Origin of the sequence: Pseudoalteromonas nigrifaciens (assembly GCF_002221505.1) — a bacterium.
In the GTDB taxonomy this organism is placed as follows: domain Bacteria; phylum Pseudomonadota; class Gammaproteobacteria; order Enterobacterales; family Alteromonadaceae; genus Pseudoalteromonas; species Pseudoalteromonas nigrifaciens.
The window spans coordinates 232,422-251,184 of record NZ_CP011037.1; the positions used below are offsets into that span (position 1 = coordinate 232,422).

18 protein-coding genes are annotated in these 18,763 nt (G+C 40.1%); 12 read left to right on the forward strand and 6 right to left on the reverse strand.

All coding sequences use genetic code 11. The features are described 5' to 3' along the window. Positions 1 to 15 precede the first annotated feature (15 nt). Complete coding sequence (locus PNIG_RS17540; RefSeq protein WP_089369114.1) at positions 16 to 1,338, reverse strand: histidine kinase dimerization/phospho-acceptor domain-containing protein; 1,323 nt, start codon at positions 1,336 to 1,338, stop codon at positions 16 to 18. Next, entirely contained in the window at positions 1,338 to 2,009 is a 672-nt protein-coding gene (locus tag PNIG_RS17545) for a response regulator transcription factor (RefSeq protein ID WP_089369115.1), read from the reverse strand. Before PNIG_RS17545 ends, PNIG_RS17540 begins: the two co-directional genes overlap by 1 nt. Before the next feature lie 160 nt (positions 2,010 to 2,169). Here PNIG_RS17545 and PNIG_RS17550 point away from each other — a divergent pair, with 160 nt between their 5' ends. From PNIG_RS17550 to PNIG_RS17575, 6 genes are all read left to right on the forward strand, one after another. After that, positions 2,170 to 2,991 carry a TlpA disulfide reductase family protein gene (locus tag PNIG_RS17550; RefSeq protein WP_089369116.1) on the forward strand — a complete coding sequence of 274 codons (822 nt, stop codon included), beginning with the start codon at positions 2,170 to 2,172 and terminating at the stop codon, positions 2,989 to 2,991. A gap of 9 nt (positions 2,992 to 3,000) precedes the next feature. Next, a complete protein-coding gene (gene dsbG, locus PNIG_RS17555; RefSeq protein WP_089369117.1) occupies positions 3,001 to 3,774 on the forward strand; it encodes a thiol:disulfide interchange protein DsbG in 774 nt (257 codons plus the stop codon). A gap of 260 nt (positions 3,775 to 4,034) precedes the next feature. Next, positions 4,035 to 6,962, forward strand: coding sequence for a TonB-dependent receptor (locus tag PNIG_RS17560; protein ID WP_089369118.1), 2,928 nt, complete (start codon positions 4,035 to 4,037; stop codon positions 6,960 to 6,962). Between the two features lie 143 nt (positions 6,963 to 7,105). Beyond that, the gene (locus PNIG_RS17565) at positions 7,106 to 7,741 is read left to right on the forward strand and encodes a methyltransferase family protein (protein ID WP_089369325.1); all 636 of its coding nucleotides are present in this window, start codon (positions 7,106 to 7,108) and stop codon (positions 7,739 to 7,741) included. 182 nt (positions 7,742 to 7,923) lie between these two features. Then, on the forward strand, positions 7,924 to 8,799 hold the full coding sequence (locus PNIG_RS17570; protein ID WP_089369119.1) for a sensor domain-containing diguanylate cyclase: 876 nt from the start codon (positions 7,924 to 7,926) through the stop codon (positions 8,797 to 8,799). 99 nt (positions 8,800 to 8,898) lie between these two features. After that, the gene (locus PNIG_RS17575) at positions 8,899 to 9,615 is read left to right on the forward strand and encodes an SIR2 family NAD-dependent protein deacylase (RefSeq protein WP_089369326.1); all 717 of its coding nucleotides are present in this window, start codon (positions 8,899 to 8,901) and stop codon (positions 9,613 to 9,615) included. Between the two features lie 89 nt (positions 9,616 to 9,704). Here PNIG_RS17575 and PNIG_RS17580 read toward each other — a convergent pair whose 3' ends face one another. Further along, positions 9,705 to 10,931 (reverse strand): RNA-guided endonuclease InsQ/TnpB family protein, encoded by a 1,227-nt coding sequence (locus PNIG_RS17580; protein WP_089369120.1) that lies wholly within the window; start codon positions 10,929 to 10,931, stop codon positions 9,705 to 9,707. A 38-nt stretch (positions 10,932 to 10,969) separates the two neighbouring features. Here PNIG_RS17580 and tnpA point away from each other — a divergent pair, with 38 nt between their 5' ends. The 3 genes from tnpA to PNIG_RS17595 all read left to right on the forward strand — a co-directional run bounded on the left by tnpA (position 10,970) and on the right by PNIG_RS17595 (position 12,943). Continuing rightward, on the forward strand, positions 10,970 to 11,365 hold the full coding sequence (tnpA, locus tag PNIG_RS17585) for an IS200/IS605 family transposase (protein ID WP_089369121.1): 396 nt from the start codon (positions 10,970 to 10,972) through the stop codon (positions 11,363 to 11,365). Between the two features lie 101 nt (positions 11,366 to 11,466). Next, positions 11,467 to 12,264: a response regulator gene (locus tag PNIG_RS17590; protein WP_086997245.1), complete on the forward strand. Its 798-nt coding sequence runs from the start codon at positions 11,467 to 11,469 to the stop codon at positions 12,262 to 12,264. Positions 12,265 to 12,706: 442 nt separating this feature from the next. Further along, complete coding sequence (locus PNIG_RS17595; protein WP_089369122.1) at positions 12,707 to 12,943, forward strand: hypothetical protein; 237 nt, start codon at positions 12,707 to 12,709, stop codon at positions 12,941 to 12,943. Positions 12,944 to 13,182: 239 nt separating this feature from the next. Here the strand turns inward: PNIG_RS17595 and PNIG_RS17600 are convergent, their stop codons facing one another. After that, entirely contained in the window at positions 13,183 to 14,496 is a 1,314-nt protein-coding gene (locus PNIG_RS17600) for a M20/M25/M40 family metallo-hydrolase (protein WP_089369123.1), read from the reverse strand. Between the two features lie 443 nt (positions 14,497 to 14,939). Here PNIG_RS17600 and PNIG_RS17605 point away from each other — a divergent pair, with 443 nt between their 5' ends. Continuing rightward, positions 14,940 to 15,197, forward strand: a complete 258-nt coding sequence (locus PNIG_RS17605) for a type II toxin-antitoxin system Phd/YefM family antitoxin (RefSeq protein WP_011329809.1) — start codon at positions 14,940 to 14,942, stop codon at positions 15,195 to 15,197. Then, a complete protein-coding gene (locus PNIG_RS17610) occupies positions 15,185 to 15,484 on the forward strand; it encodes a type II toxin-antitoxin system RelE/ParE family toxin (protein ID WP_089369124.1) in 300 nt (99 codons plus the stop codon). The genes PNIG_RS17605 and PNIG_RS17610 overlap by 13 nt, the downstream gene beginning before the upstream one ends. A gap of 234 nt (positions 15,485 to 15,718) precedes the next feature. Here the strand turns inward: PNIG_RS17610 and PNIG_RS17615 are convergent, their stop codons facing one another. Both PNIG_RS17615 and PNIG_RS17620 read right to left on the reverse strand, forming a co-directional pair. Continuing rightward, positions 15,719 to 16,399, reverse strand: a complete 681-nt coding sequence (locus PNIG_RS17615; RefSeq protein WP_089369327.1) for an SDR family oxidoreductase — start codon at positions 16,397 to 16,399, stop codon at positions 15,719 to 15,721. A 55-nt stretch (positions 16,400 to 16,454) separates the two neighbouring features. After that, on the reverse strand, positions 16,455 to 17,453 hold the full coding sequence (locus tag PNIG_RS17620; RefSeq protein WP_089369125.1) for a DUF4382 domain-containing protein: 999 nt from the start codon (positions 17,451 to 17,453) through the stop codon (positions 16,455 to 16,457). Positions 17,454 to 17,679: 226 nt separating this feature from the next. Between PNIG_RS17620 and PNIG_RS17625 the strand changes: the two genes are divergently transcribed. Continuing rightward, positions 17,680 to 18,546 (forward strand): mechanosensitive ion channel family protein, encoded by an 867-nt coding sequence (locus tag PNIG_RS17625; RefSeq protein WP_011329813.1) that lies wholly within the window; start codon positions 17,680 to 17,682, stop codon positions 18,544 to 18,546. Positions 18,547 to 18,763: the final 217 nt, after the last annotated feature.

Sequence of the window (18,763 nt, forward strand, 5' to 3'; positions counted from 1 at the left end):
TAATTTGAAGCTAACTTATTGAGGATTGACATTTTTAATTGGCAGATTAAAACTCACTATAAATCTGTCTTCGTCATTTGTAAAAGCAACTGAACCTTGGTACTTTTCGGCGATGCTGGCCACAATTGATAGGCCAAGCCCAGCGCCGTTTGCTGCGCCTTTACGCCAAAAACGAGTTGCCATATTAGCTAAATCAGCTTGGTTAATATGGGCGTGGTTACTAATGGTTATTTTTAGTGCTGTGGCTGTTAAATTAGCGGCTAAAATGACTGGTGTATTCGCTTTGCTGTACTTAAATGCGTTATCAAGTAAATTACGACACACTATAGTGAGCATGGCACTGGGAATACAGTACACTGGCTGGCTTGCTGTTATATTATAGGTTAAGCGGGCGTTATTGTTGTTTGATTCTGTTACCACAGTAGTAATTAACGAATCAAGCTCCCAAGGCTCTGTAATGTTTAGCGGCGTGTCGGCATCTACATGGGCTAACACCAGTAGATTGTCTAAAATAGTATTTAATCTATGCGCACTTTTTTTAGCTTGCCCTAGTGCTTTTTGCTGGGTGGTATCTTGCGTAAGCTCAGCTAATTGTATTTGCGCTAAAATGCCGGCTAGTGGGGTTCTTAGCTCATGCGCGGCATTACTGGTAAAGTGTTTTTCGCGGCTGATCCCTTTTGCTAAGCGGGCCATTAAGGCATTTTGGCTAGTTATAAGCGGTTGCAGTTCTTTTAAAGGCTGGTTTAACTGTATCGGTTCTAAGTCGTGACTGCCGCGTTTTTCAAGCGCGTGTATTAATAACTTTATTGGCCGTATTCCTGTGCCAATTGCAAACCAAAGTAATATTAGGGCAACAAAAATAGCTAACGCCGGTGGAATGAGTATGCTAATGAGCAAGTCGTGATAGAGCACATCGCGCTCGGCCACTTTATCGGCAATGGTAATTTTATATTGCGCAGTAATTAAGGTGAATGTACGCCACTGCGCTTGCTCAGAGCTTAAATAACTAAAACCTTGGTTTAAGCTAGGCTGATTGGGAAACGATTGGCTGTTACTGCTGGCAATTATACTGCCTTGCAGGGAGCTAATTTGACAGGTTAGGCCTTTTTCAGTGTTTACCCCACTGGCATTTATAATATCAGGGAGGCTTTTACTGAGCGCATCTTTGGGTACGTGGGCTAAAATGTTACCTAACATAAAAGCGGTTGAGCGCAGGCGCTGATCAAAGTTAACCTCTAACTTATTGTTTAACCCCGATATCATCCACACACTGGCGATAAGCCAAAAGCCTAAAAAGACCGCTGCAACCAATACCGTTAACCGTAACCGCAAGCTCATTAGTGGCTCACCTCTATTGTGCCTAATCTAAAGCCTAGGCCACGTATGGTTTCTATTGCCGGTGCGCCTAGTTTTTTACGTAAATTAAAAATATGTACGTTAAGTGCGTTACTCGCTACATCATCGCACACGCCATAAAGTACATTTTTTAACTGGCTTTGGGTTAAAATTTGTTGCGGACTATTTAAAAAGGTTTGCAGTAATAAGTCCTCGTTACGTGACAAGCAAACAAGCGTGCCATTGAGTAATGCTTTATGTTGCTCTAAATCGTATTGCAGTGCGCCGTGAGTAATTGTATTGCTGAGCCTATCGCTTGCGCGGCGCTTTAAGCTTAATAGCCGCGCTAATAACTCTCTTAAATCAAAAGGTTTTACCAGGTAGTCGTCGGCGCCTTTTTTTAATCCAATAACTTTGTCATCTATGGTATTGCTGGCGGTAAGAATAAGCACGGGTAGCGAAAAACGATTGTCACGCAGCCAGCTTAACCAGTTAATGCCATTACCATCGGGTAGGTTTAAATCAAGAATGCATAAATCAAAATTGCTCGATTGCATATAAGTAGTGGCTGCGCTTAGTGTACTAACGTGCTCAACGGCTAGCCCTTGGTGGGTTAAGTAAGTACAAATAGCGTCGGCTATTACGTCGTCATCTTCCACTAACAATACAAACATACTCGCTACCCTGTTTAAAACACCCTAGCTAGAATACCTGTTTCCATTGGTGAAGTAACTGCTATGTGCTTATTTACTATTAATTTTTGCTCTTAATATTGGCTTAATTAACGCTTTGTATACTATAGCGGCTAACCGTATTTAAAGAAGATTTATAGCCATGTTAAGTATTTCACTCGGGCCGTTTGTTATTGCCATTTCGCAGCTTATTATTTTATTAGGCTTAGGCGTATTTTGGTTGCTTACCTATTTACAAACCCGTAAGCAACCACAGCAAAAAGCAATTTTAGACACTGTATTTAAAGCGTTTGTAGTGGGCTTTATTGTTGCGCGATTAATGTTTGTTTTGATTATGTGGGATGCGTATCAAGAAAACTGGTGGCAACTTATTAATATAAGTGATGGCGGCTTTATGCCTTCTTATGGCTGGGTGGCGGGTGCGCTTGTGTTGGCGCTGTATGCGCGAGGCAAAAAAGCAGTGCTGAAAACCTATTTCATAGCGGCTATTGTCGCGTTGTTTACCATTATGGTGCCTACCTTTGCTGCCTCTATTTATAAAGCTGGGGTTGAGCTGCCACAATCTGCGGTATATAACCTGCGTGGTAAAGAGGTTGATTTACAGTCATTTAAAGGCAAACCTGTCGTTATTAACTTTTGGGCGTCGTGGTGCCCACCGTGTCGTAAAGAAATGCCGGTATTACAGGCTGCGCAAAAAAACAATCCTAATATAGCCTTTGTTTTTGTTAACCAAGGAGAGGATTTATTTACGGTACAAAAATTTATTAATGCTGAGCAGCTCGACTTACGCAATGTGTTTTTTGATCAAAACAGTAATGTAAGTCGTGAATCCGGAGCTGCTGGGCTACCAACCACGCTTTTTTATAGCAGTGATGGCAAATTAGTAACCAGTCACATGGGAGAGCTCTCACACGCGAGTTTGCGTTATTACATGCAAGCTATAAATCAACAGTCTGCACAATAAGGATGCCTCATGAAGTTAATTTATTTATTGCCATTACTTGCGTTTACCTCGCCCATATTGGCTCAACAAAAAGCACTGCCAGCACCCCTTAAGTTAGTTACTGAGCAAGGCGGCGAAATAGTCAGCGAGTTTGCAGCGCCTGCCAACATGAAAGGCTATGTTGCCGACTTTAAAGGCCAAGTTATTACTTTATATATCACCGCCGACGAGCAATATTTATTTACCGGCCCTATGCTTGACGCCAATGGTAATAATGTAGGAGAGCAAGCAGCAAACGACTACGCTACAGGCCCTAAAGCGCAAAAAGACTGGCAAACATTAGAGAGTAGCCATTGGATAGTTGATGGTTCAGCCTCGGCAAAGCGAGTAGTTTATACCTTCACTGATCCAAACTGCCCTTACTGCAGACAGTTTTGGCAAAATGCGCGTCCTTGGGTGGATGCGGGTGAGGTACAAATACGCCATATTTTAGTGGGTATTTTAAAAGCCGACAGCTTAGACAAAGCGGCGGCTATTATGAGTGCAAGCAACCCTGAAGAAGTGTTAAAAAAGTTTGAAAACGATAATTTAGTGGGTACATTACAGCCGCTAAAAAATCCACCTGAGCACATAAATGCGCAATTAATGAAAAACCATCAAATAATGATGAGTGTTGGTGCCAGAGCCACCCCCGCTACTTTTTATCACGATGCTAATGGTGCGGTAAAAATGCAAATGGGTTTACCGCCTGCGTCATTAATGACTGAGATCCTCGGCCCACTGCCAAGTAAGCCAACCAAGTAAGCCAACCAAGTAAAAACCCAACTTAGTACATAGTGTGCAACGTCAAGCCGGTAAAAGTTTTACCGGCTTTTTTATAAATAACGTTAAACATTGTTACACTTTGTTATTTACATAAGCTATTCAGTAAGTTATCGACTTTATTAATCGGCCATTAAGTTTGGCGCTGTAGACTTAGCAGCAATTTTTGACCCGCTATTGACCTTTATTGATAGCGCTGCCGCTAAGTATCAAAAGCGCATAAAACGGAACCGCACACTGTCATGAGTACTTGCAATAATCGCCCCTTTTCACTACCAGCATTAACATTTATAAAATCAGCGCTGTGTTTATCTGTTTTATCTGCCATAGGTAGCGCGTATGCGGCGCAACCAGCCCTCACCGCTAAAAATAATGCCGATATAGAAGTAATAGAAGTACGAGGGATTCGCTCCAGTATGGCCGAAAACCTCGACATTAAACGCATGTCTAGCTCAGTTGTTGATGCTATAACCGCAGAAGATATTGGTAAGTTTCCAGACAAAAACGTAGCCGACTCATTGCAACGTATACCAGGGGTAATGATTGAACGTGATGGCGGCGAAGGCGCATCGGTAAGTATTCGAGGTTTGTCGTCTGAGCTTACTTTTACTCAGCTTAACGGTAATTTTATTGCCTCGTCACCAGGTGAGCCTTCGCGTTCGTTTGATTACACGCTACTCCCTTCAGCCATGATAGCCAGTGTTGAGGTATATAAATCGCCCGAAGCGCGTTTAGATGAAGGCGGTGTAGGTGGCACAGTATTAATGCATAGCCGTAAGCCGCTCAGCATGGAGGCAAATTCTGGAGTGCTCAATGTTGAAGGGACTTACAGTGACGTAACGCAAAACAGTGAGCCACAACTAACCGGTTTATATTCTTGGAAAAACGATGCCGAAACACTTGGCTTTTTAGTGGGTTATACTCGCCAAGAACGCACTAATCGTACCCTCTCGGGTGGCACCGATGCCAATGTATGGCGCTACACAGGTGATGGTCAACCGGTAGATGTAAATGGTAACGCGGTCAATAACAATAATAGTTGGGATACAATTACCGATACCAATGGTAATAATTATGATGGCGTGTGGTTTCCACAAGTCGTGCGCGGCTCGGTACTTAATGAAAAACGTGAACGTGAAGGCATACAGTTTAGTACCCAGTGGCGTCCAACCAATCGTGTAGAAATAGGATTAAACTATTTTGGCTTTACGCTGGGGCAAAACAGAACTGAGTCGGTTATTGATATGCCAGAGTGGTCGTTAAATCCCGATTACCTAACCGATGTGAACTTGGATGAATCGGGCACGATTGTTAATGGTATGCAGTTTGATGCTACAGCGAGTGGCGCACAAGGTGACATGCAGTTTCCGTGGATGCGTGGCAGTTATGTTCGTGAGGAGTCGAGTTCAGATACCTTCGATTTTAATTTAACTTACGAAGGTGATGATTTTAAAGCGCGCTTTGTTGCGGGCAATACTCGCTCAAAAGGCGGCCCAGAAGAAAGTTGGGAGGCCGCCTATAAAAGCTCAAATACCAGCGAAAACCCAACAACCATTGAAAACGCAGCGCAAAATGCTGGTTGGCAACTTGGTAAAAACGATGTAACCCTCAATATAGACCCAAATACACTGGCTAATTTACTCAGTGGCGTAGGCGGTGGGCGCGATCCGGGTTCATCAAACTCAAGCTTTGTACGCAGCGAGCTTGAAGAAAGTTACTACCAAGGCGATCTAGATTTTTACACCGATTGGGGCTTTTTAACAACCATTAAAACCGGCGTAAAATACCGCGAAGCCACATTACACCGCGAAACCGGTAATACCTTCTTTTTAGATCCTCGTTTTGATATTGTCGCTGGGGAAGCCAAAGAGGGCGGCATAACTCGCTTTGACAGTTACCAGTGGAATAACGGTATGCCGGCAGCGCAAGATGTTTTTATTAACCAAGGCAATATTGCAGGGGGCTTTAATATAAACCAAATGCCCAGTATTGATTGGGATAAATACCGCGATATGATTACCAGTAACTACGTGCCTTACACCCGTATGGAAGACAACTTTGTATACGATATAGAAGAAAAAATAGCGGCTTTTTATCTGCAAGGTGACTTTGAATTTAATCAAGTTAGAGGTAATTTAGGAGTACGGGTTGTACGCAGCAAAACCATGAGTGCTTCTACCGATTTATATACCTACTTTTTAGATCATACCAATGATGAAACAGGGGAGCCTGTTACCGGTGATGATCGCTCAGTCGAGGATTACCAACTTGTAGTGCAACAAAACACCGACACCCAAGTACTGCCTAGCTTTAACATTGCCTGGGATGCCACAGATGACTTAGTTATTCGTGGCGCGGTTGCTAAAGTAATGTCGCGCCCCGATTATGCTGATTTAGGCGCGCAGCAACGCATTAGTTATATTTCAGACGAGTGGGCACAAGACAGAGCCGATTTTAACGAGCAACCTGGCTTTAGTGGCAGTGGCGGTAATAAAAACTTAAAATCGTTTATATCGGTACAAGCCGATTTATCTATCGAATATTATTACGCTGAAGGCTCAGCAATTGGCTTAGCGCTATTTCATAAAAAAGTTGATAACTTTGTAGTGCCAGTGGTAATTAACGCCCAACAAAATTTTGCTGGTAAAAACGGTATTGTAGAGGCGGGTAATATAAATATTACTCCTTACAGCACAGTAGGTAATGGCACTAACGCGGTATCTAAAGGAGCCGAGGTGTTTTTGCAACATGCCTTTGATAGCGGCTTTGGTTTTTACGCTAACTACACCTATAACAAAACCAATAAAGCAGAAGTAACCGTAGATGGCGAAGCATTTGGACAATCGCCACTGATCGGCAGTGCTAAGTATCAATATAATACTTCGGTTTATTTTGAGGGTGATGATTTTAACATACGTGCCTCATACAATAAGCGCGGCGAAACGGTACTGGGCTTAAATAGTGGCTTAAACGTGTACCAAGACCCATACGATCAAGTTGATGTTAATGCCTCAATTAACTTATACGAAGGCCTTAGTTTTACCGCAGCAATTATAAACTTAACCAAGTCAGAGTCGGTTACCCGTTTAGGTAACGATAGTGACGCACGGTTACTAAACTCAAGCTACTCGGGCAGGCGTTATTACGCTGGGTTTAACTACAGCTTTTAAACTGCTCCCTAAAGCAACTTTTAATAAGCCGGCTTAAACATAAAGTTGGCTTATTATTTGTGTTTACCTTGTTTCTTAACGGTATGAATACTATGATGAATTTATAATTAAAATTGAGTAATCACCGCGAGTAACTAATATTGATAACCTATCAGCCTTTAATTAATGACTCTGCGTCCTTAATCGAATTTACCCGCATTTATTTAGCCGTTTTTTATACCTTTGTAGCGGGGTTCTACACCGTTAGAATACTCTATAAAAACAGCAATACACCATCGGGAGTGATTTTTACAGGGACAAAATATTGCGCTAATTGGTGGAATCACTTCGTTTTTCGTTTTTTTAGAGCTGCTATTTGGTTGGTGTGTGTTGTAAGAGTATTTATACCTGCAACCGATAACTACCTCGGAATTTTTGTGCCGTTAAATACATGGCCAGGCGTAATGCTAGGTAATGCTTTATTAACTGTTGGTTTTATATTAACTATGGTGGTGCATTTTAATATGGCATCACTTTGGCGTTCAGGAATAGACCCACAAGGGCCCGATGAGCTAAAAGTAAACGGCTTTTATGCGTATTCTCGTAATCCTATGTATTTAGGCGTTGCTGCGGCGCAGTTAGGCTTTTTTTTAGCATTGCCGAGTGTGTTTAGCTTAGTGTGTTTACTGGTTGGGCTTACTGCGTTATATCGTCAGGTGTTGATTGAAGAGCAGCATTTAGTGAGCATATTTAACACCCAATATAAAAAATATAAAGAATTAGTACCACGTTGGTTATAATAATTACTCCGTTATTTTGCAGCAATGAGGGTTTTAGTTTAACTACCAATGAGTAATACTTTACTTTTGCTACAAAAAATCATGATTACAAAAGCAATTTATTGCTATTTTTACAAGTATATTTTAACGTTAATATATTGAATACTTAACTAGCTTCACCTTGCTTTAGAGGCAAACATAGTATGACAAAAAATGAGTTAATAGAACTAGAAGATGTGCTTGATTTAATGCTTGATGCTGTGTGCGTGGTAAATAAAGTAGGTAAGTTTGTATTTGTAAGTGCCGCGTTTGAACAAATATTTGGTTATAAAGCTGCCGAAGTAGTAGGCAAGCCTATGATTGATTACGTTTATAAAGGCGATCATAATAAAACTTATAATGCCGTTGCTTCACTTTTGTCGGGCGAAACAACTCATTCACGGTTCGAAAACCGCTGGGTTCGTAAAGACGGTCAAATAATTCATATTTTGTGGTCAGTGTGCTGGTCATCAGATCACCAAGTAAGAATTGCAGTTGCTCACGATATTACCGAGCGAAAAAAAATGGAAGAGCAGCTTCATTATATGGCTGGCCATGATGGGCTTACAGGTTTACCAAATCGCTCATTACTAATGGACAGGTTACAGGCTGCAATAGTAAAAGCAGAAAGAGAAAATACACTATTTTCGATATTATTTATTGATATTAATGGCTTTAAAGCTATTAATGATACGTATGGCCACCTTATGGGTGATAAGTTACTGCAACACATAGCACAGCGGCTTTTAAGCGTAGTAAGAGAATACGATACAGTAGGGCGCTTAGGCGGAGATGAGTTTTTGATTGTGCTAGAGGGCTTAAGTAGCGCTGGCGATACCACGGCTATTAAAAGAAAAATAATTGGGCAGTTCCAACAGCCATTTAAACTAGATGAGCTATCATTAAATGTATCTCCGAGTATTGGAATTGCAAATTACCCCACCCACGGAGAAACAGACCATCAATTAATAAAACACGCAGATCAAGCCATGTATAAAATCAAAAGAATGAGTGCCAATAGCATAGATTACCCAACTTAAAATTAAACGCTCAAATAATAAAAAAAGCAGGCCAGTTAGGTAAGTTAAGTATTTTATGTTACATAACTTGGATTCAAATAGTAAGTGCAGAGGTTAGCAATTAATACGTTATATATTACAGGCGCGGGCGTTAGCGCAGCCAGCGGTATTCCTACCTTTAGAGGTGAAGATGGTTACTGGACTATTGGTAGTAAAAATTATACACCAATGCAAATGGCCACACGCGCTATGTATCAAAACGCCCCTAAAGAGTTTTTAGCTTGGTATTACCACAGGTTTGCAACGTATAGAAACCACGGCCCTAACGACGTACATTATTGGCTAAAAGATAAAAACCTAATAACGCAAAATATAGATGGGCTTGATGGTAAAGCAGGAAATAAAAACTATATTGCAGTCCATGGCAGGTTAGATCAAATGACCCTGTTTCATCAGCAAGGCGAAAACGTAGAAACGGTGATTACCCCTTGGAATGAGGTAGATGAGGCTCATTTACACAACTCATTATTTGAGGTGTTTAATATTCAAAACCAAGCGCCAGTGATTAATCACTCTTTTAAACCGTTTGTATTATTATTTGATGAATACTACACCGAGTTATATAAAATTAGCGAAGCACAACAACGCATGGTCAATGCCGATAAAATTGTATTTATGGGTACATCGTTTAGCGTTAACATTACCCAAATGGCGCTGGAAATAGCCCGCGAATACAATATTGCGTTAGAAGTTGTAGATCCACACCCAGCACATATTTTACATCCAAATGTAAGTTATAAAAAAATGACCGCGCTTGAATATATTCAGAGTAATTAAAGTTTTAAACCGAGTGTTAGCTCCTTGTGAACTACCCATCGACGCCACTCCGTGTCGATCAATGGGCTTCTACAGCCTTGACTTAGAGACTAGGCTGCTTCTTTTTTCTCAGTTCCAACAGCAAACTTCGATAGCTCGAAGACTTTCGTTTTAATGGCTGATTTCTGCTGAGATGTGGGGGTAACCCTTGCGACGATCCCAGCCGCAATCAAATCTAATTCACCTGTTTTTGCTATGCTTTTAGCCGCTGACAAGTCTCGGCTTTGGTTAGTTTCACAAGCCGTACATGTGAAATTTCTGTCGTTCAATGTTAAAACATGATGTTGGCCGCATTCAGAACAAACCCCAGTGGATTTTTCAAACCTGCCAATCTCGTGATAGAGTTTACCTTCAAGCTCAGTTTTGTATTTTGAAAGCTGAGTAATTAAGCCCATCACATTGTCGGCAACCATGCTGCCATTGAACTTTTGCATCCCTTTTACGTTTAAATCTTCGAACACTAAAATGTCATTTTCATTGGTTATCTGGCGTGAAATTTTGTGTGCAAAGTCGAGCCTTTGCCGTGAGATTTTGCCATGTAATTTGTTGATGCGTTGTTTGGTTTTTTGCCAGCGATTTGAACCTTTAGTTCGGCGTGCAAGCTGGCGTTGCAATTGATTTAACTTTGTTTTTGACTGCTTTAAAAACTTGGGGTTATCGACCACAAAACCATCTGAGCCAACAACAGTTTGCTTTGAGTTAATGTCAAAACCTGTGATTGTTTTTAAAACTTGTTTAGCTGTTTTGCACTCAACTTCCTGAGTGATGCTGCATCCCCATTTTCCGTGGTGATACTGGATAGTTACAGTCTTGATTTTACTTGCTAGTTTGCGATGCAAGATAATGGGTATCTTGCCTACCTTTGGGATACTGATAGCGCCATTTTCAATGCGGATACAGTTCGAGTTATTGACCGCTCGAAAACTATCGTTGTGACGTTTTTTCTTTTTATATGAGATCTTGTGCTTTGGAAAGCGTTGCAAGCGACCTTTAGTAAAAGCATTCTTGAGCGCTAATTCCAGGTCGCGGGCAACTTGTTGAGCTGCCGCAGAATCGAATGCTTTGATCCAGTTAAACTCTTCGAACGTCTTGATATCTTTAAGTAGTGAGGCCATGTCTTTGTAAAACAAAAACGTTTTATCGTGCTCGTATCGACGCATGTTCTCAGACAACAATAAGTTCCAAATGCCACGCGCTGTCGCGCCAAACTCAACGAGTTTAGCTTCTTGCTCTGGCGTAGGATTTAGCCTGTAGTTGTATCTAAGCGTCTTTTTCATATACTGTATAGACTACTGTATGCAAATGAGTTGTCAAGATGGAATATGACACTAAATCTCACTATAAATATTTAATAGCACTACATTTAATACTTGTGGTTAAATATAGAAAACAATTGTTAAAAGGTGATGTAGGTGATTTTGTAAAACAAAAAATCACTAAAATTGCAGAGCGCTCAGAATTTAATATCGAAGAGATCGAGGTGGTCAAAGATCATATACACATATTGCTAACGATCTCTCCCAATATCAGTGTTGCGAGTTACGTTAGGAGAATTAAACAATCTACAACGCAAAGTCTATGGTCGAGATTTAAATGGTTTAAAAAGCAATTCTGGGTTAAAAAAACATTTTGGTCTGACGGATATTTTGTTTGCTCTGTTGGAAATGCGGCTGCTGATACAATTCGAAAATACATTCAAGAGCAGGGCTAACTATTCCGATTCATCCCATCGACGCCGCTTCGCGTCGATCAATGGGTTTTCTCGGAAAATTTCGATAAAAACAGCAAGATTATAATAATAAAGAGATATAAATGAGTGACTTAACTGCAATAGCTAATCTATCAATATTATTGGTCGAGCCTTCAGAAGTGCAGCAAAAACTGATCATAAAATCATTAATACAAAGTGGTGTAAAACAAATAGAAACCGCCACTACACAAACCCAAGCTTTAACCCTACTTGCAAATTACCAACCAGATTTAGTTATTAGCAGTATGTACTTAGCTGACGGCACCGCCGATTCACTGCTACAAAACATTAGGTCGAACCCGCGCACAGAGCACCAAGCATTTATGTTGGTGTCGAGCGAGCGTAATAAAAAGTATCTTGAGCAATTAAGGCAATCGGGCGTGTTAGCTATTTTACCTAAGCCCTTTACCAGCGAAGCTATTACCCGAGCGCTTAAAGCTACCTTAGATATAATTAGCGAACAAGAAGTAGAGCTTGAACACTTTGATGTTACTTTGCTGCGCGTATTAGTGGTTGACGATAGTCGCTTTGCTCGTAAACATATTATTCGGGTGCTTGCTGGTATGGGAATACCTGCGCCGGTAGAGGCTGAGAATGGCAAACAAGCAATTGAGCAGCTAAACGAGCAAGCGTTTGACTTAATAGTAACCGATTACAATATGCCGGAAATGGATGGCAGAGAACTAACCGAAGCGGTTAGAGGCTCAAATAGCTACTCGCACATTCCTATTTTAATGGTGAGCTCAGAAGCCAATGAAACCCACCTAGCAAACATCTCTCAAGCCGGAGTGGATGCCATATGCGACAAACCGTTTGAACCAGCAACAGTGAGAGATTTACTATTTAAAATAATGTCTTAACAAGTTTAAGCAAGTACTCGAAGAAATAGCAGTATTTTAAGTTATTAACCTGATCTCTGGTTAAGAGATTTACTAACGTATTGAATCATAGTTATATTTAATTTTATTTTCTCTAGCCAGAGGTTTTCAGTGAAAACAAGGCGAATTTACGCGTCAATAGCTGGCCTATTGCAAGAAAATTCAACGCAGTTAGCGCTGAAAATAGCTGCTTGAGATAAGTTTATTATCCGGAGCTCAGGTTTATTACTTTACCCCGAATATTTAGGGTATAAAGCAATAAAGAGACAATTTTATTTTTGCTATTTATATACTAAAGTATAAAGGTTAGTAACTCCTGACTACTTTAGCTAAGGACACATTATGTCTGATCCCGATATCAATAATCTCAATAGTAAAGACGCTGCTGGTGAGCAAATAGAGGCAATTGTTGCAGCAAAAAAAAATGGCTATAGATGAAATTCTCAAAGAAAAAAGAATTGCAATTGCAGAGATCAGAGCTGAAATGGACTTAGCTATAGATGAAATACTCTGTGAGTCGGACAACCCTGAAGAAGGGCTTAAAGTTAATGATATGGCCGAAGCAGTTAAAAGAAAACGCAAAAAAGGCAAAAGAGACAGTGATAGAAGAGTGCGCGATGCTGATTACGACAGCCATGAGAAAAAGCACCGTGAAACATAAAATTAATAGTACCAGCGTTGGTTATTGTAATAGTTCAATGGTGAGTTAACTACCCAGAACACCTTATACATGCAACATTACTTATGCAAAAGGCCAATTTTATTGGCCTTTTGCATACTTATTACCAGAATTAAAGCTAGACTAAAGAGTAGGGTGGCAGAGTTAATTAACCTGCTCTTGGGTTAATGGCATTAAACATAATTAGTTGGCTCACTGGTAGAAAACATTAAATAATAATCTTACAGCTGCCCTAACCTGTAAATAAGCAATGCGGTTTTTTTTATGTTTTTATCAAGGCTAGTTAAATCGGCAGTTTCGTTTTTAGTGTGCGCGCCACTGCCCATTAAGCCCAAGCCATCAAGCGCCATATTAACATGGCTTGCGGCAAACGAAATATCTGCAGCGCCTGCATTGCGTGGGTTGGCAGCTACTACTTTGTTGAAGCCTAAGTCGTGGCTTGCGTCGCTGTATAATGCTAATAGCTTTTTATTGCCATCAGTTAATGCCATTGGCGGGTAACCGTCTTCAAAAATAAGCTCTGCTTTACTGCCATTTAAACTGTTGCTAGCAATGAGTTGCATTGACCTTTTTGCGTTTTCGAATTGTTTTGGTGAAAGTGCGCGTAAATCGCCTGCTATATGTACGGTTTGTGCTATTACATTACTTTTACCAAACGCAGTTGCTGACGAATTAGCGCTGTCGTAGTCGGCATTTGTGCCACCCACAATAAGCCCTGGGTTAAAAGTTAAATTAGGTTGTGTGGCAAGTTGTTCTCTAAAGCTATTTAAAATACGCGATGCTTCGTAAATAGCGCCATAGCCTACATTATCACTAAATATTTGCGACGAATGCGCCGCTGCAGCACTTACGTTTAGCGTCCAGCCGGTATAACCACGGCGCGCCGCCATGGCGGTTTTAATATTGTTATCGCCATTTTCAAAGCCTAAAGCAACGTCTGCCCACATTGCCGCATCAACAATGGCTTGTTTAGATAAGCTAAGCGGACGACCGCTGCTTTCTTCATCGCCAGTGAGTATTACTTTTATGCTTACATTTTCAAGTAAGTTAAGCGCTTGCAAGCTTTTAAGTGCGGTAATTATTATCGTGTTACCGCCTTTCATATCGGCAACGCCTGGGCCACTGGCTGTATCGGCATCAAGCTGTTTGTAGGTTGTAAAATCATCGTGTTTGGCAAAGACTGTATCTAGATGGCCGATCATCAGTATTTTTATTGCATCGGGGTTTTTACTCTCAAAGGTAGCCAATACATGCCCTGCGCGGTTAAACGCACTGCCATCCAGCCATTCTACTTTAAAACCAATGGCCTTAAGTTGCTCGCTTGTAAGCGCGCCTACTTTTTTTACACCTTCAATATTAAGCGAACCGCTATTAATATTTACGGCTTGCTCTATTTCTTTAAGTGCTTGGGGAATGTTTTTATCGACCTGTTTTACTATTTCACGCTCATTTTTATCAAGCGCAGCATGACTTATAAGCGGTAAGGTACTAGCAAGTGTGAGAATGATTGCATGGCTAAATTTTAAAAATGACATAACAGCATAATAAGTGAGAAATAAGAGTATTTAATATGAAGTAAAATTAATAAGGATTCAATAGAAGTAGATTGTGATTTTTAACTAATTTTATAAGCAATAACGAGTTACAAGTTTAAGGGTGAACGCGTTATTAGTTTAAACACAGGTATTTAAATATAACCACTTAATTAATAATCAACGGGTATAATTAATCAGCTATACGTCTGATATTACTGAACTCCACCATTTTGGGGTTTTGCTACATTTAGAAAAGGTAAGGCGAAGCTAACTAACTGTTTACAGTTGTTTATTTTATAGCTTGGTTAAGTTTTTGTAATATAGGGGTATTTCGATTTGTGAAATGACAAATATCGTAGGCTAATTTTTAGTCGTGCCGTTGTAACCTCCGGCTGCTGTGATACTATAGTGATACATTACTTAAGTTCTAGATAGGATTTTTTATGAAAGTTGAGCTAGTTACGACTCTTAAACGCCAAGCTACTAAAATATTAGCTGATCTTCATACTTCAAAAGAGCCTGTGTTAATTACAGAACATGGTAAACCATCTGCTTATCTAGTTGATGTTGATGATTATGAATTCATGCAACAACGAATAGCAATCCTTGAAGGTGTAGCGCGCGGTGAACAAGCTATTAAAAATGGCCATTTATTCTCTAATCAAGAAGCAAAAGAGAAAATGAGTAAATGGCTGAAATAATATGGACATCTCCAGCTCTCGATGATTTAAATTATGTTGCTGAATATATTGCTTTAAATAATCTGATTGTGGCTAAAAAATTGGTTCAAAAAGTATTTGAGAAAGTATCAAGGTTAGAAAATCATCCAGAATCAGGTAAAAGGCCTGCTGAGCTAAATAACTTAAACTACCGAGAAGTTATTGTTAATCCGTGTCGTATTTTCTATAAAATTGAAAATGATAAGGTTTATATTTTACATGTAATGCGACAAGAGCGAGATTTACGCAGGTTTCTTTTACAGAATTAAATACGGTTAACAAGTAAATCCACTAGTATGAAAATTTGGCTGAATCCATCTTGATTACTAAGAAAATCGCAAATTAAAATAGAGCGACAAGTGCAGTTTAAAAAATATAACAGGGCTTTTAAACGACCAAAATTTTTCTCTTAAACAGCTCTCAGCCCATATTTAGGACAAGCAACCACCAGGTTTAATACCACTTGTATTAAACCTGACAGCCAAACTCTACCAACTAACGCTTTAATTAGTCGGCATTAAATAAATTTCGCGTACGCTGTTGCGCTGGTTTGCTTCAATAGCAAACAGTACGGCGTCGGCTACATCTTGTGGGTCGAGTTTGTCGGGTTTAGCTTCATCAAAAAATGGGGTATTTACCATACCTGGTGCTATGGTTGTACAGCGGCCATTCCACTCACTCATTTCCTCAGCTAAGTTTTGTCCAAAGCCATAAGCAAACCATTTAGTTGCACCGTAAATAGAGCCGCCAATTGGCTTACGGCCAGCAGCAGAGCTGGTTAAAATGAAGTGTCCGGTGGTTTCGCGTAAATATGGCAGTGTTAATTTTGCGCTCCACAATAGGGCTTTAATGTTTATATCGATCATGGTTGACCACTCATCCGGATCACCTTTTTCAGTGCCAGCAGTTGAAACCCCCATGCCTGCGTTAGCAAAGGCTACATCTAATCGGCCAAACTTTTCAATGCCTTTGGTAACTACGTTTTCGAGCGCGGTAAAGTCGGTGGCATCTGCGGCTACAGCCATTGCGTTATCTGATCCTAGCTCGGCAACAAGTTGGTTAAGTTGCTCTTCTCTACGGGCGGTTAATATAACTTTATGACCGTTGTTTACTAAGGTTTTTGCCGTTGCTTCACCAATGCCACTAGAAGCGCCGGTTATGAGTACTATTTTCTCTTTTGCCATGGTTTTTTCCTTATTAACAAATGAATGAAGGCGCAGCTCAATGTGCGCCATGCAGTTATTGCGCTATGTCAAAATTGACTGATAAATCGTCAGCTTGCGTTAGACTAATTTGTTTCAGTTGATAAATATTAAAGTCTGCATCTACTTGCTCTGCATCGTCTATGTGTGCGCTACACGTATAACCAAGTTGGTAGTCGCCTGGTGTTATGAATGCGAGTTCAAATTCGTATTCATTATCGTCCGCATCAAATACAACATTGGCAGTCGCCAGCGGAGCGTTATCAGGCGTTTGGTCATCTATTTCATGCATATCTGTTGGGGTTTGTGCCTGCGCAGAGTAAAGGTAAACAGCATGGCCAAATGATGAATCATCAGCGGCAAGACCAATGTTGTCAGTCTCGCAATTGTTTATAAGTGTTTGGCTTACAGAGCCTTCAATATCTTGTGATTCAGAAAGGTTTTGTAAACGCACACCGCGAGGTTTTAAAAATATTTCGTCATTATTTTGTGGATCAACTAACGATTTTTTTAAATCAAACTCTAATACAAACTCGTTGTCGGTTTGATTGAGTGTAAAGCCATCTAGCTGAATTTCACCCACGCCATCGTTACCTTTTCTTTTTACTATAAGCGGTGCAATGCTGCCGTCTTCATAAACTACGTGAGATGTTAAGCTAAGGTTGTTCGTGTCGCCGTTTATCACTTGTGCGCGGATCCACGAATAATCCCCAGCAGGTACTTCTTGATCGTCAAGTAATTGAAAAATATCGTCGCCCGTATAGTCTAGTAAATTGACCATTTGCGCTAAGGTGGAATCGTTTTTAGAGCGAGTTGCAAAGCTAACTTCTTCACCTGCTTGGGCTTTAATTGTTATTGAATCAAACACTACGTTAACTTGTTTTAAACCAGTGACTGGTGCGTCGGAAATGCCTAAGCTAAAAGTGGTTTTATCACTTGCTTGCGGTGGGGTTGTTTCAGCCTCGTCATTTGATGAGCCACAGCCTGCTAAGGCAAAAATAATAGCGCTACTTAATATTGTTGATTTAAAGTTCATGCTTGTTTCCTTTTATTTGATTTGTTAAGTGTATGTATTTAACCCTTAACCTAAATTGAATTAAAAATATGAAGAGTTAGAACTTTTAACATGCTGTTTTAAATGGTTTATAATTTTATCGATTTAATTGTTTTTTACTATATACTCGCGCCACTTCTTTTGAAGTCGTTTTTATTAAATTTAACCATAATTTTGCTGAGTTTCAGCCACATTTATCGGAACAAACATGAAAGATAAACTTTTAGCATTTTGGCAAAGCCATTCAGAAACAATCATCACTTTAGGATACAAAGTGATTCTAGCTTTGGTGATTTTAATTGCCAGTGGCGTAATTGCCCGCGCTGTTAAAAGAGCAGTTAATGGCTCTAAATCGCCGCTTAATAAATTAGATAAAACTTTGCTGCCTATTATCTCTCGCCTTTCGAGTTACTTGGTTTATATAATTGGCTCGTTATTTATTTTAGATATTTTTGGGGTCAATACCGCCAGTTTAGTGGCACTAATGGCCGCTGCAGGTTTAGCAATTGGTTTGGCGTTAAAAAGTACGTTAAGTAATATAGCTGCAGGTATTATGTTATTAATACTGAGACCTTTTAAAGTAGGTGACTTTATTGATGCCAGTGGTACATCGGGTACGGTGAGCGAAATTAACTTATTCACTACTATTTTTAAAACCACCGACGGCCTTTATATAGCCTCTCCTAACGGCAAAGTGTGGGGTGGTAATATTAAAAACTTTACCCGTAACGGTAAAAGACGCATGGATATTGTAGTGGGTATTTCGTATGCCGATTCAATAGACGATGGCTTAAATGTACTTAAACAAATAGCCAGCTCAGAAGGGCGTTTACTAGCAGAGCCAGCGCCAAAAGTAATGGTGGTATCTATAGCCGAAAGTTCGGTAAACCTACAATTACGCGCATGGACTGTAAATGGTGATTACTGGCAAACAGTGTGGGATCTTAATAAGCGCGTTAAAGAGTCTATTGAGCAAGCAGGGCTAACAATTCCATTCCCGCAGCGCACTTTGCACTTACCTGAGTCGCTAGCAACAAGCGTTACAATTAATAAAGACACTGCAAAAGTAGATTAATATTAGCAGTATCAGCACACATAAAAATAGCGAGCTAAGGCTCGCTATTTTTTGTTGTATCGTTTGTAATTATTTAACCTGAACTCTGGTTAAGAGATTTACTAACGTATTGAATCATATTTATATTTAATTTTATTTTCTCTAGCCAGAGGTTTTCAGTGAATTCAACGCAGTTAGCGCTGAAAATAGCTGCTTGAGATAAGTTTATTATCCGGAG

Excerpts from the sequence above, each read along its gene's own strand:
- PNIG_RS17540 (WP_089369114.1), bottom strand. The coding sequence starts at position 1,338 with ATGAGCTTGCGGTTACGGTTAACGGTATTGGTTGCAGCGGTCTTTTTA.
- PNIG_RS17545 (WP_089369115.1), bottom strand. The coding sequence starts at position 2,009 with ATGTTTGTATTGTTAGTGGAAGATGACGACGTAATAGCCGACGCTATT.
- PNIG_RS17550 (WP_089369116.1), top strand. The coding sequence starts at position 2,170 with ATGTTAAGTATTTCACTCGGGCCGTTTGTTATTGCCATTTCGCAGCTT.
- dsbG (WP_089369117.1), top strand. The coding sequence starts at position 3,001 with ATGAAGTTAATTTATTTATTGCCATTACTTGCGTTTACCTCGCCCATA.
- PNIG_RS17560 (WP_089369118.1), top strand. The coding sequence starts at position 4,035 with ATGAGTACTTGCAATAATCGCCCCTTTTCACTACCAGCATTAACATTT.
- PNIG_RS17570 (WP_089369119.1), top strand. The coding sequence starts at position 7,924 with ATGACAAAAAATGAGTTAATAGAACTAGAAGATGTGCTTGATTTAATG.
- PNIG_RS17580 (WP_089369120.1), bottom strand. The coding sequence starts at position 10,931 with ATGAAAAAGACGCTTAGATACAACTACAGGCTAAATCCTACGCCAGAG.
- tnpA (WP_089369121.1), top strand. The coding sequence starts at position 10,970 with ATGGAATATGACACTAAATCTCACTATAAATATTTAATAGCACTACAT.
- PNIG_RS17590 (WP_086997245.1), top strand. The coding sequence starts at position 11,467 with ATGAGTGACTTAACTGCAATAGCTAATCTATCAATATTATTGGTCGAG.
- PNIG_RS17595 (WP_089369122.1), top strand. The coding sequence starts at position 12,707 with ATGGCTATAGATGAAATTCTCAAAGAAAAAAGAATTGCAATTGCAGAG.
- PNIG_RS17600 (WP_089369123.1), bottom strand. The coding sequence starts at position 14,496 with ATGTCATTTTTAAAATTTAGCCATGCAATCATTCTCACACTTGCTAGT.
- PNIG_RS17605 (WP_011329809.1), top strand. The coding sequence starts at position 14,940 with ATGAAAGTTGAGCTAGTTACGACTCTTAAACGCCAAGCTACTAAAATA.
- PNIG_RS17610 (WP_089369124.1), top strand. The coding sequence starts at position 15,185 with ATGGCTGAAATAATATGGACATCTCCAGCTCTCGATGATTTAAATTAT.
- PNIG_RS17615 (WP_089369327.1), bottom strand. The coding sequence starts at position 16,399 with ATGGCAAAAGAGAAAATAGTACTCATAACCGGCGCTTCTAGTGGCATT.
- PNIG_RS17620 (WP_089369125.1), bottom strand. The coding sequence starts at position 17,453 with ATGAACTTTAAATCAACAATATTAAGTAGCGCTATTATTTTTGCCTTA.
- PNIG_RS17625 (WP_011329813.1), top strand. The coding sequence starts at position 17,680 with ATGAAAGATAAACTTTTAGCATTTTGGCAAAGCCATTCAGAAACAATC.